The 11,982-nt window shown below is 59.8% G+C and carries 9 protein-coding genes and 1 pseudogene; 5 read left to right on the plus strand and 5 right to left on the minus strand.

Going from position 1 to position 11,982, the window contains the following annotated elements; genetic code table 11:
• Window positions 1-6: 6 nt before the first annotated feature.
• A complete protein-coding gene (locus tag JWR17_RS08650) occupies window positions 7-645 on the plus strand; it encodes a hypothetical protein (RefSeq protein WP_299830293.1) in 639 nt (212 codons plus the stop codon).
• A gap of 111 nt (window positions 646-756) precedes the next feature.
• Here JWR17_RS08650 and JWR17_RS08655 read toward each other — a convergent pair whose 3' ends face one another.
• From JWR17_RS08655 to JWR17_RS08675, 5 genes are all read right to left on the minus strand, one after another.
• Window positions 757-2,154: an amino acid permease gene (locus tag JWR17_RS08655; RefSeq protein ID WP_299830295.1), complete on the minus strand. Its 1,398-nt coding sequence runs from the start codon at window positions 2,152-2,154 to the stop codon at window positions 757-759.
• Between the two features lie 535 nt (window positions 2,155-2,689).
• Window positions 2,690-2,911: a formate dehydrogenase subunit delta gene (locus tag JWR17_RS08660; RefSeq protein WP_299830296.1), complete on the minus strand. Its 222-nt coding sequence runs from the start codon at window positions 2,909-2,911 to the stop codon at window positions 2,690-2,692.
• A complete protein-coding gene (gene fdhF / locus JWR17_RS08665) occupies window positions 2,908-5,808 on the minus strand; it encodes a formate dehydrogenase subunit alpha (protein ID WP_299830298.1) in 2,901 nt (966 codons plus the stop codon). The genes JWR17_RS08660 and fdhF overlap by 4 nt, the downstream gene beginning before the upstream one ends.
• Window positions 5,805-7,367, minus strand: coding sequence for an NADH-quinone oxidoreductase subunit NuoF (locus JWR17_RS08670; RefSeq protein ID WP_299830300.1), 1,563 nt, complete (start codon window positions 7,365-7,367; stop codon window positions 5,805-5,807). Before JWR17_RS08670 ends, fdhF begins: the two co-directional genes overlap by 4 nt.
• A complete protein-coding gene (locus JWR17_RS08675; RefSeq protein ID WP_299830302.1) occupies window positions 7,364-7,840 on the minus strand; it encodes a formate dehydrogenase subunit gamma in 477 nt (158 codons plus the stop codon). The genes JWR17_RS08670 and JWR17_RS08675 overlap by 4 nt, the downstream gene beginning before the upstream one ends.
• A 505-nt stretch (window positions 7,841-8,345) precedes the next feature.
• On the opposite strand from JWR17_RS08675, the gene JWR17_RS08680 reads away from it, so the two are divergent.
• From JWR17_RS08680 to JWR17_RS08695, 4 genes and pseudogenes are all read left to right on the plus strand, one after another.
• Window positions 8,346-9,071, plus strand: coding sequence for a hypothetical protein (locus JWR17_RS08680; protein WP_299830304.1), 726 nt, complete (start codon window positions 8,346-8,348; stop codon window positions 9,069-9,071).
• An 86-nt stretch (window positions 9,072-9,157) separates the two neighbouring features.
• Entirely contained in the window at window positions 9,158-10,693 is a 1,536-nt protein-coding gene (locus JWR17_RS08685; protein ID WP_299830306.1) for a rhomboid family intramembrane serine protease, read from the plus strand.
• A gap of 542 nt (window positions 10,694-11,235) precedes the next feature.
• Entirely contained in the window at window positions 11,236-11,688 is a 453-nt protein-coding gene (locus JWR17_RS08690; protein ID WP_299830307.1) for an Ohr family peroxiredoxin, read from the plus strand.
• Window positions 11,689-11,766: 78 nt separating this feature from the next.
• Window positions 11,767-11,982 (plus strand): annotated as a pseudogene (locus JWR17_RS08695) (peroxiredoxin); the annotation flags it as partial.

Consider the following 11,982-nt stretch of genomic DNA (forward strand, 5'->3'; position numbering starts at 1 on the left):
ATTTAAATGACATTGATACAACTCACTTCGTATGGCGGAATCACGGTCATGCTCCCGGCAGCGATGGTGGTCGGCGTCTGGCTGTGCGTGTGCGGCTCTAAACGCTCGGCATTGCTGTGGCTGGCAACCATGCTGTCAATGTACGCGATTGTGGGCTTCAGCAAAATCCTGTTCAAAGGCTGGGGCATTGGCTTGCACAGCCTTAACGTCGCGGTCATCAGCGGCCACGCCATGCATACCTGTCTGGTCCTGACCGTGGTCCTGAGCCTGCTGGCCCGGCAAATCAACCCGGTGCTGCGCTGGCCCGCAGCGGGTCTGGGGCTGGCCATCGGTTGGTGGTTTGCCATGAACTGCGTGTATCCGTTCATTCACCCCCTGCAAGAAGCCATCGCCGGCGCGGCCTTGGGCTCGCTGGCCGCGTGCGCCTTTCTCTACAGCATCGAACGCTTCGAGATTCGCAGTATTCCCCCCACCGCCCTGGCATTGGGTGTGGTGTTCATGGCGTTTAATGCGACCACCACCAAGCACAGCGCAGAAAATCTTTTGAATCGCGTTGCGGTGACCATATCCGGCGCGCAAAAAGCCTTCAAACAGCCGGAATGGCGCCCGCCAGCGGTGCTGCTGCAGATCAAGTCGCCGAACTGATAAACAGTCCGCCCGCTTCGCCAACAGCATGACAGCATGGCGCCGCGTCATCCGGTGGGAGCGGACTTGTTCGCGTAGGGAACGACGCGGTATGACAGACAAGACGCTAGTTCAAGCCGTCTTCACCACCCGCGGTCCCATGCGCAATCGGTACAGTCCCAGGATGAATAAAATCCACACCGGCATGATGTAAACCGATATGGCGATCCCGGGAATCATCAGCATCATGACCAGAATCAATGCGACGAAGGCCAGGCACAGGTAGTTGCTGAACGGCGTCCAGAACGCTTTGAAGCCAAGAACGACACCTTGCTGATTCATTGCTTTGCGAAACTTCAAGTGGGTCAGGCTGATCACCACCCAGTTGATAATCAATGACGCGACGACCAGCGCCATCAGCAATTCCAATGCTTCCTGAGGCGCAACATAGTTGACCACCACGCACAGCAGGGTAACCAGCGCCGACACGCCGATGGCCAGCACCGGCACCCCTTGTTTGTTCAATTTCATCAGTGCTTTCGGCGCGTCGCCTTGTTCGGCCAGGCCAAACAGCATGCGGCTGTTGCAGTACACGCCGCTGTTGTAGACCGACAGCGCCGCTGTCAGCACCACGACGTTAAGGATTTGTGCCGCGGTGTCGTTGCCAATCAGGGCAAAGATCTGCACGAAAGGACTGCCGCTGTAGGCATCGCCCGATGCGCCAAGGGTTTGCAGCAATGAATCCCACGGGTACAGCGACAGCAGCACGGTCAGTGCGCCGACGTAGAAAATCAGAATGCGGAACACCAACTGATTGATCGCCTTGGGGATGACTTTACGTGGCTCGCTGGCTTCCGCAGCGGTGATGCCCACCAACTCCAAACCGCCGAACGAAAACATGATGAAACACAGCGACATCAGCAAGCCGTTGACCCCGTTGGGGAAGAAGCCGCCGTGATCCCACAGGTTGCTGACAGAAGCCTGTGGACCACCGGTGCCGCTGAACAGCAGGTAACCGCCGAGCAGGATCATGCCGATGATTGCGACTACTTTAATCAGGGCAAACCAGAACTCGGTTTCGCCGAAGACTTTGACGTTGGTCAGATTGATCAAATTGACCATCACGAAAAATACCGCAGCACTGACCCACGACGGCACCTCCGGCCACCAGAACTGCACGTATTTACCGACCGCCGTGAGCTCGGCCATGCCAACCAGCACGTACAACACCCAATAATTCCAGCCGCACAGGAAACCGGCGTAACCGCCCCAATATTTGTGCGCAAAGTGACTGAAGGAACCGGCGACGGGCTCCTCGACGATCATCTCGCCCAGCTGGCGCATAATCAAAAAGGCAATGAAGCCACAAATCGCATAACCCAGAATCATCGCCGGCCCAGCGGACTTGAGCACGCCAGCAGAGCCAAGAAACAACCCGGTGCCAATCGCGCCACCGAGGGAAATCAACTGGATGTGCCGGTTCTTCAAGCCACGCTTGAGCGAGCCCGGCGTCAGGTCTTCACCTGTCATTGCTTTACCTTTCTTTATCAGGAATAGGGTGGAAGTGGAGCGGGTGCGGAACGGCCGCCATTCTAAAACGAGGTGGGTGTAGGAGGCATCCTAAAATTGCCGGGTTGGGGCTCCGGGCGCTCTGTAGGAGCCAACTTGTTGGCGAAACAGGCGACGCCGTACATCTAGGCACCGCTGTGCTGCTGATATCGCCAACAAGTCGGCTCTTATCAAACAACGCCTAGCTTATTGACTTGAAAATAATCTGTAGGCGCTGCCGAAGGCTGCGATTCGACCGGGGACCGGTCGCCCTCGTGATACCGCTGAAGGTCGTGCCGGTCGCCCGCGACCCCGGCCTATCGCAGCCTTCGAAGCTGAAGCTCCTACACGTTTTGTGTTTGCTGCGCGACAGCGCGGCGTCAGACACGTGGCGGCCCCTCCTACAGGTCTATGTTGGTTACATACCCTCGCCTCGCCAATAAAAAGCCGAAGCACTGTGAAGTGCTTCGGCTTGTCTGGTCAGAAAGCAATCAGGATGGTGCGATGTTAGCGTGACCTAAGCTTCCCAGCCCGCCCCACTTACCGCCGCCTGCGCCAGGGGGTGCAGGTCCGCCCCGTCATGGGCTGTTTGCCAGGCGAGCAACTCCTTGCGCATGCCGGGGGTCCAGAACATTTTCAGATGATTACGCACGCTGAGTACGGCCTGCTCCTGGTCCGGTTCGCCAGCGAAATACTGGGCGATCTGGTTGACCATCTTGATCAGATTGGCAGTGCTCATCGGCGTACTCCCGGTTGTGTCACGGCGGTGCGTGCCTTGCGGCGTTCGTCGAGCAGGCTTTGTTGTTTGTCGCTGAATTCCTGGTAGCGTTTTTGCCACTCGGAAGGGTGGTAGACGCGACTGACTTCCACGGCGGTGACCTTGTATTCCGGACAGTTGGTGGCCCAGTCGGAGTTGTCGGTGGTGATCACGTTGGCGCCCGATTCAGGGAAGTGGAAGGTGGTGTACACCACGCCTGCCGCTACCCGTTCGGTGACCCGCGCACGCAGCACGGTCTGTCCGGCACGGCTGCCGATGCCGACCCAGTCACCCTCATTGATGCCACGGCTCTCGGCGTCGGTCGGGTGGATTTCCAGGCGATCTTCGTCGTGCCAGGCGACGTTCTCGGTACGCCGGGTTTGGGCGCCGACGTTGTACTGACTGAGGATGCGCCCGGTGGTCAGCAGAAGCGGGTAGCGATTGTTGACCTTTTCCTCGGTGGGCACATAGCCGGTAAGCATGAAGCGCCCCTTGCCGCGCACGAACTCGTCGATGTGCATGGTTGGCGTGCCGTCCGGTGCCTCGGCGTTGCAAGGCCATTGCAGGCTGCCGTGGCGCTCCAGTTCGGCATAGCTGACGTTAGTGAAGGTCGGCGTCAGGCTGGCAATTTCATCCATGATTTCTGACGGATGCTGGTAGCTCATGGGGTAACCCAGGGCGTTAGCCAGAGCCACGGTGCCTTCCCAGTCGGCCTTGCCGCCCAGAGGTTCCATGACCTTGCGCACTCGGGAGATGCGCCGCTCGGCGTTGGTGAATGTGCCGTCTTTTTCAAGGAACGAGCTGCCCGGCAAGAATACGTGGGCGAACTTGGCGGTTTCGTTGAGGAAAATATCCTGCACCACCACGCATTCCATGGCCGACAGCGCTGCGGTCACGTGCTGAGTATTAGGGTCGCTCTGGGCGATATCTTCGCCCTGGCAATACAGGCCCTTGAAGCTGCCGCCCAAGGCTGCCTCGAACATGTTGGGGATGCGCAGGCCCGGGTCGGGTTGCAGGGTGACGTTCCAGGCCTGTTCGAACTGCGCCCGTACCACCTCGTTAGAGATGTGGCGGTAGCCGGGCAGTTCGTGGGGAAAGGAGCCCATGTCGCAGGAGCCCTGAACGTTGTTCTGCCCCCGCAGCGGGCTGACACCCACGCCTTCACGGCCGATGTTGCCGGTGACCATCGCCAGGTTGGCGATGCCCATGACTGCGGTGCTGCCTTGGCTGTGCTCGGTGACGCCCAGGCCGTAGTAGATCGCCGCGTTGCCGCCAGTGGCATACAGCCGAGCGGCGGCACGGATGTCGGCAGCGGCTACGCCGCAGACGGCGCCAAGGATTTCCGGCGAGTTTTCCCCGCGGCTGACGAACTCGCTCCAGCGGGCGAAATCGGCGCCCTCGCAACGGGCGTCGATAAACGCCTGGTCCAGCAAGCCTTCGGTGACGATGACGTGGGCCAAGGCATTGAGCATGGCGACGTTGGTGCCTGGGCGCAGCGCCAGGTGCAGTTCGGCGCGGGCGTGCACCGAGTCCACCAGATCAATCCGTCGCGGGTCGATGACGATCAGCCGTGCGCCTTCACGCAGGCGGCGTTTGAGCTGGGAGGCGAACACCGGGTGGGCGTCGCTGGGGTTGGCGCCCATCACCAGGATCACGTCGGCCTGCATCACCGAGTCGAAACTCTGGGTGCCGGCGGACTCGCCAAGGGTCTGTTTCAGGCCATAGCCGGTGGGCGAGTGGCAGACCCGCGCACAGGTGTCGACGTTGTTGTTGCCGAAGGCGGCGCGTACCAGTTTTTGCACCAGGTAGGTTTCTTCGTTGGTGCAGCGGCTGGAGGTGATGCCACCGATGGAGTCGCGACCGTATTTTTGTTGCAGCCTGCGGAATTCGCTGGCGGCGTAGGTCACCGCTTCATCCCAGCTGACTTCCTCCCAAGGATCGTTGATGTGCTTGCGGATCATCGGCTTGGTGATGCGATCCGGGTGGGTGGCGTAGCCCCAGGCAAATCGGCCCTTGACGCAAGAGTGGCCGTGGTTGGCCTGGCCGTTCTTGTCTGGAACCATACGCACCAGTTGGTCGCCTTTCATCTCGGCGCGGAACGAGCAGCCCACGCCGCAATAGGCACAGGTGGTGATCACGCTGCGTTCGGGCTGACCCAACTTGACCACGCTTTTTTCCATCAGGGTTGCGGTGGGGCAGGCTTGCACACAGGCGCCGCAGGACACGCATTCCGAGTCGAGGAAGTTCTCGCCACCGGCCGCCGCGATCCGGGATTCGAAACCGCGCCCGGTAATGGTCAGGGCAAAGGTGCCCTGGGTTTCTTCGCAGGCGCGCACGCAGCGGTTGCAGACGATGCACTTGCTCGGGTCGTAGTCGAAGTAGGGATTGGAAGTGTCCTTCACGTCGGCCAGATGGTTCTCACCTTCATAGCCATAACGCACCTCGCGCAGGCCGACCTGGCCGGCGACGGTTTGCAGCTCGCAGTTGCCGTTGGCCGAGCAGGTCAGGCAGTCCAGCGGGTGATCGGAGATGTACAGCTCCATGACGTTGCGGCGCAGGGTGGCGAGCTTCGGCGTCTGGGTATGCACGCTCATGCCTTCACTGACCGGCGTGGTGCAGGACGCCGGGTAACCGCGCATGCCGTCGATTTCTACCAGGCACATGCGGCAGGAACCAAAGGCTTCCAGGCTGTCGGTGGCACACAATTTCGGAATAGTGGTGCCCAGCAGCGCGGCGGCGCGCATCACCGAGGTACCTTCGGGCACGCTGATACTGCGGCCGTCGATGTTCAGGGTGACTTGCACCTGGCTGTCGCGCGCTGGGGTGCCGAAGTCAACATCGGGGTCGATATCTGTTTTTGGATCGAAGAGAGTGATCATTGGTCGGCCTCCGAGGCCTGCAGACCGAAGTCGGCGGGGAAGTACTTGAGGGCGCTGGCCACCGGATAGGAGGTCATGCCGCCCAATGCACACAGCGAACCGTACTGCAGGGTGTCGCACAGGTCCTTGAGGATGATCGCCTGCGCATCGCGACCGTTCTGGTCAGGCGCGGCCAGCAGACGGTCGATGACCTCCACGCCGCGGGTCGAGCCGATGCGGCAGGGGGTGCATTTGCCACAGGATTCCTCGGCGCAGAACTGCAGGGCGAAGCGCGCCATGCGGGCCATGTCGAGGCTGTCGTCAGCCACCACCACACCACCGTGACCGAGCATGGCGCCAATGGCGGCAAAGGCTTCGTAATCCAGCGGCGTGTCGAATTGTGCTGGCGGCACCCAGGCGCCGAGAGGGCCGCCAACTTGGGCGGCTTTCAGCGGCCGGCCACTGGCGGTGCCACCACCGTAGTCTTCCACCAGTTCCCGCAAGGTCAGGCCAAAAGCCCGTTCCACTAAGCCGCCGTGACGAATATTGCCCGCCAGCTGGAAGGGCATGGTGCCCAGCGAGCGGCCCATGCCGTAATCGCGATAGAACTGCGCGCCCTTGGCCAGAATCACCGGCACCGAGGCCAGGGTCAGCACGTTGTGCACCAGGGTCGGCAGGCCGAACAGGCCCTTCAACGCGGGGATCGGTGGCTTGGCGCGCACGATCCCGCGTTTGCCTTCGAGAGAGTCCAGCAGCGCGGTTTCCTCACCGCAGATGTAAGCGCCGGCACCGACCCGCACTTCCATATCGAAGGCCAGGCCGCTGCCGCCGACATTGGCGCCGAGGTAACCGGCGGACCGGGCGATGTCCAGCGCCTCGCGCAGTGTGGCGACGGCCTGTGGGTATTCCGAGCGCACATAGATGTAGCCGTAGCTGGCCCCGACGGTGATACCGGCAATCGCCATGCCTTCGATCAGCAGGAAGGGATCGCCTTCCATCAACATGCGGTCGGCGAACGTGCCGGAGTCACCTTCGTCGGCATTACAGACAATGTATTTCTGCGCCGCCTGAGTGCCGCGCACCGTGCGCCATTTGATCCCGGCCGGGAAGGCCGCGCCGCCACGGCCACGCAGACCTGAATCGAACACCGCAGTCGCGGTTTGCTCACCGCCCACGGCAATGGCGCGGGTCAAGCCTTCGAAACCGCCATGCGCCCGGTAATCCTCCAGCGACAGCGGCCGGGTAATACCGGCGCGGGCGAACAGCAGGCGTTGTTGAGTCTTCAGATAGGGCAACTCCTCCACCAGGCCCAAGGCCAGCGGATGGGTGGACGGGTCGCCTTGTAGCGCTTCGAGCAGCGACGGCACTTCGGCAGCGGTCACCGGGCCGAAGCCGAGTCGGCCTTGCGGGCTGTCGATCTCCAACAGCGGTTCCAGCCAATACAGGCCTCGAGAACTGGTGCGTTGCAGGTCCAACGGCAGATTACGTTCCCGCGCCTGAGTGATCAGGGCCACGGCCACCTCATCGGCACCCACGGCACGGGCAACAGAATCAATGGGCAGATAGAGGCTTGGCATCATGCGTCCTCCCGGCAAGCGTCGAGCAGCGTATCGAGGCGTTCAGCGCTGAGCCGCGCATGCAGCTGGCCATCCAACTCAAGGGCTGGCGAACAGGCGCAGGCGCCGAGGCAATACACCGGACGCAGGCTGATATTGCCGTCGGCGCTGCTGCCGTGGTCATCCAGTTGCAGGCGTTCGCGCAACTGCGCGGCGAGCTGCTCGGCACCGCGACTCTGGCAGGACTCAGCCCGGCACAGACGCAGAATATGCCGGGCCGGGGGCGCGGTGCGGAAGTCATGGTAAAAGCTGATCACCCCGCGAACCTCGGCCTGACTCAGGTTGAGGGCGTGGGCAATCTCGGGAATGGCGGCGTCAGGGATGTAACCGAGGCCCTCCTGAATCCCATGAAGAATTGGCAACAGTGCGCCGGGAGAGCCCTTGTGGCGCTCCAGCAGGCTGTTGACCATAGGCAGGTGCAACATCTCATCAGGCATACAGCATTTTCCTCACGGTCACGAGCAAACCAGGCGGTTGTCGGTTGTCCGAAAGTGTCGGCTGCGGCACTCACGCCACGTCACGGTATCGTGGCTATTTCAGGCCGTCGGCCAGGCACCCTGAACGGGCATCTTGTTGGGCCCCAGCGCGGTCTTTGCCGCACCTCTGTAAAAGGGCATAAAAGCAGCTTGCCATGCGGGCTTTGGTTCGTCTGCACCAAAGCGACGTGTTTGGTTCTGTCTGCGACTCTCTATTGAGTCTAGAAGAGGGTGGCGCAAGGCGCCGTTCGGGTTGGTTGTTGATCAGAGGCTGTCGCTTGGCTGAATGGCTTTCAGATTAAGGCGTCGATGAAAGCACCGGCTCACTTGAGCCCATTTTCAACTGGCACAATGACATGAGCCTTCGAATGCCTTCACGTTTGTCTCGAATGGCGGTTTCTGTTCTCAGTTGCACGTTCGGTCAGTCTCAAATGGACTTGCCAGGTCAGACATCCAGGGAAAAGTGATGCTTAAAACACTATCTGCCGCTGTGCTTGGTTTGATGTGCTGTTCGGCGTATGCCCAATCGGTCGATGCGCCACTCTTGAAGGCTGGGGATAGCTGGGTCTATGCCGAAACAATGGAAACCGGGCCACAAGGCTTCTCGAGCAAAAATACGCTGATTAAGGTCGAGCGCGTTGACAGCCACAACGTGCTGATCAGCGCCAAGCAGGACGGGTCTAACCAACCCCCGGTTGAAAGCTTGGTTGGCCTGGACTGGAGTCGCTCCCGTGATATCAACGGCAAGCAGCAAGTGATCAATCACCCCCTCGACTTTCCCTTGAGCCAAGGCAAGAAATGGTCGGTTGAGTACACCGAACTCAACCCAAACCGCGCGCGCACCAGCGAGACCTTTCATAACGACTTCGTCGTCACCGGTTGGGAAGAGGTCCAGGTGCCAGCGGGCAAATTCACGGCGCTGAAGATCGAATCCGAAGGTCAATGGTCGGCGGTGCTGGCGCCTGTTGCGGTAGCCGGCGCACAGGCGGTGGCGACACCGGGCATGGTGACAACAGTCGCAAATGCCCAACATGCGGCGGCGCGCCCCATCAGTGGCCGCTTGTATAAAGCGTTCTGGTACGTGCCAGCCCAAAAGCGCTTTGTGAAGTCAATTGAAGAGTATTACGACACTAAAGGTGTTCGTTCGCAGCGTTTCACCAACGAGCTGTCGTCGTCCAAGGTTGCGGGCTGAGACCACTGCATAGGCACCCGACGTATAACTGCACTGTGATCACGATCATTTCCGGGCCTTACGATTTTTGCGAGAAGGGATAAAAAATGGAGCAGATCGAGCCAGTGATGGCAGCTTTCACCAGCACTCCGGAACTCCCGGATGTTGCGGGCGGCAGGCCAACAGGGATGTCAAAAGTCAGATTCACCGCCCGGCCTCTACGTGGACAGGGAGGCACTGTTTTTCGCTCGATGTTCAGGAAAGGAGAGTTTTGCGTAACCGATGAGGATGTAAGGCTCATCAAATCAAGTCGTAAGCTGAAGCTGGTCATCCCGCGTAGCCAGATCTTTGATGCCAAAACCATCAGAAAGTACGTCTATTTCGATGTGCATGCGCCAGCTGGCATTCAACGCGTCGTCTTATTCGCTTCCAGTAACGGTGAAGCACGAAAAATCCTCGAATGGCTCCCCGCGCAAGCAACGCCTGCCCATGAGGCGGAGCGAACAGCGTTGTCCAGCTACTCCGAACGCATCCTCACGCTGACGCCGATCACGTGGGTCACTTATGGGCTGATCGCGATAAACGTGCTGGTCTACCTGGCCATGTGCGCAAGCGGTGTCGGCGTCATGGCGCAGAACCTTCCAATGACCGTCAAATGGGGCACGAACTTTGGGCCTGAAACCCTGAGTGGTGGATGGTGGCGCCTGGTCACTTCAGTGTTCGTCCATTTCGGCCTGATGCACCTGATGCTCAACATGCTCGCGCTGTACCAGATCGGCCGACTGGCGGAGCGTCTGTACGGCAGCGGGCGATTCCTGGTGTTGTACCTGTTTGCCGGCGTGATCGGCAGCATTGTGAGTGTGTTGTGGCATCCGACGGTCAACAGTGCTGGCGCGTCGGGTGCCATTTTCGGAGTATTCGGTGGGCTACTGGTCTTTGTGCTGAAATTCCGTCAGCAATTGCCGGCTTCGATTGCTGTGCAGCAACGCACCTCGATAGTGATCCTCATCGCGTACAACCTGTTCTACGGCTTTACGCACCAAGGCATCGACAACGGCGCGCATCTTGGCGGGCTGGTTGGCGGCGCATTACTCGGCCTGACACTGGCAATGCCACTCAGCGAGCCAGCGCGCGCAAAAGTAGCGCTTAGAAACACGGTGCTTTCCTGTGCGCTTGCACTTGCCGTATTCGGCGCATCGGCTTACCTGTTGGCGCGCGCCAGCGAGGGTACACGTGAAGAGCTTCAATTCAAGAAACTGGTGCTCGCCCTTGACCCCGCCGAGCAAAAAGCGATGAGCGACATGCTCGCGTTGATGCATCTACATGTCGATACGCAAAGCGAAAGAGATGCGGTAGCCAACAGAGTCATGCAGGAAGTCGTCCCACAATGGGAAAAGCTGTATGCCTCCTTCGACAATGTCCACCTATCAGCCAATTCGCCCAATACCGCACTAAGGGCCACGTTGCTGCGCTACTTCGACGACCGTCGGAAAATGTACCGTCTGGCAGCCATCCTGGCACAGCGCGGCCCCGAGCCGGATGCCACAGTGCTGGCCCAAATCACGGCACTCAAGAGCGACGCATTGGAACAAATCGCCGCTATTAATAGACTGGCATCTACGAAAGCGGGTGGGGGTCGTTAGCAACAACTGTCCAAGCATAGGAGGCCACGTGTTGCGGATGTACCAACCTCTTCGCGAATGAATTCCCCCACCCTCAATCTCCAGCGCCCACAAAATCTGTGGGCGCTGGCTTGCCTGTGAAAGCGTTCTGTCTGACACCCGACGTTAAGCCAACCGAGGGGCATCTGTGCTGCTTCATCTGTCGGTAATTCTGCAGCTCAAGCCGACGCTCCCCCTCAAAGCCCACGACTCCAAAACCTACCGCTCGTCAGCCCAGCGCAAAATAATCTTTGACATCACCAGCCCTTTGCTTGAATATTTATCTATCGCATACGATTTAATCGAAAGCGATCAATAAGTCAGAGCTTGCCGTTTGGAGATCCAGCCATGAACACCGGAAGCATCCACACAATGTTTATCTCTACTGATCACGTTTCCCATGGCCACAACGGCAATAACTGGATCACTGCATCAGCCGGTTGATAAACGTTGTCTTTTTTAAGTGCCTAAAAAGACGCATGCGATTTTGTCGCACGAAATCATTAAATTCTGAGGAAGCATCCATGAGCAAGATCGAAAAAGTACTGGTTACCGGCAAAACCCACACCACGCTCAGCAGCGCCGGCAACACGTCGCGCGGCCATAACGGCAACCTCGACATCGAACTGTCGTCGCCCGGCAGCGCCACACCGGCACACGTGCTCACTGCCGTCCAGCCGCACCCGAAAGCAGAGCAATTGTTCGCCGGGGCATGGTCGGCCTGCTACACCGCCGCGGTCGGGCTGGTAGCCGCAGAGCGCAACATTTCGCTGCCGGCGGATCTGTCCGTCGACATCGAGGTCGACCTGGGCCAGACTGGAACGGCCTACTTCCTTCAGGCCCGACTGACCCTGCGCGTGCCGGGGCTGGCACACGATGTCGCGACCGAACTGGCGCACATTGCCGATTTCATCTGCCCGTACTCCAAAGCAACACGCGGCAATATCGACGTTGTCCTGAGCGTGATTACGGCGTGATGTCTGGATGCTTCACTAATATCGCATGCGATACAAGCGCGTGCGCATAACAAGCCTGCAAAACCTGAGGGAATCATCATGAGCAAGATCGAAAAAGTACTGGCCAGCGGTAAAACCCACACCACGCTCAGCAGCGCCGGCAACACGTCGCGCGGCCATAACGGCAACCTCGACATCGAACTGTCGTCGCCCGGCAGCGCCACACCGGCACACGTGCTCACCGCCGTCCAGCCGCACCCGAAAGCCGAGCAACTGTTCTCCGGGGCATGGTCGGCCTGCTACATCGCTTCGGTG

It is taken from the genome of Pseudomonas sp. (assembly GCF_028293835.1).
GTDB lineage: Bacteria > Pseudomonadota > Gammaproteobacteria > Pseudomonadales > Pseudomonadaceae > Aquipseudomonas.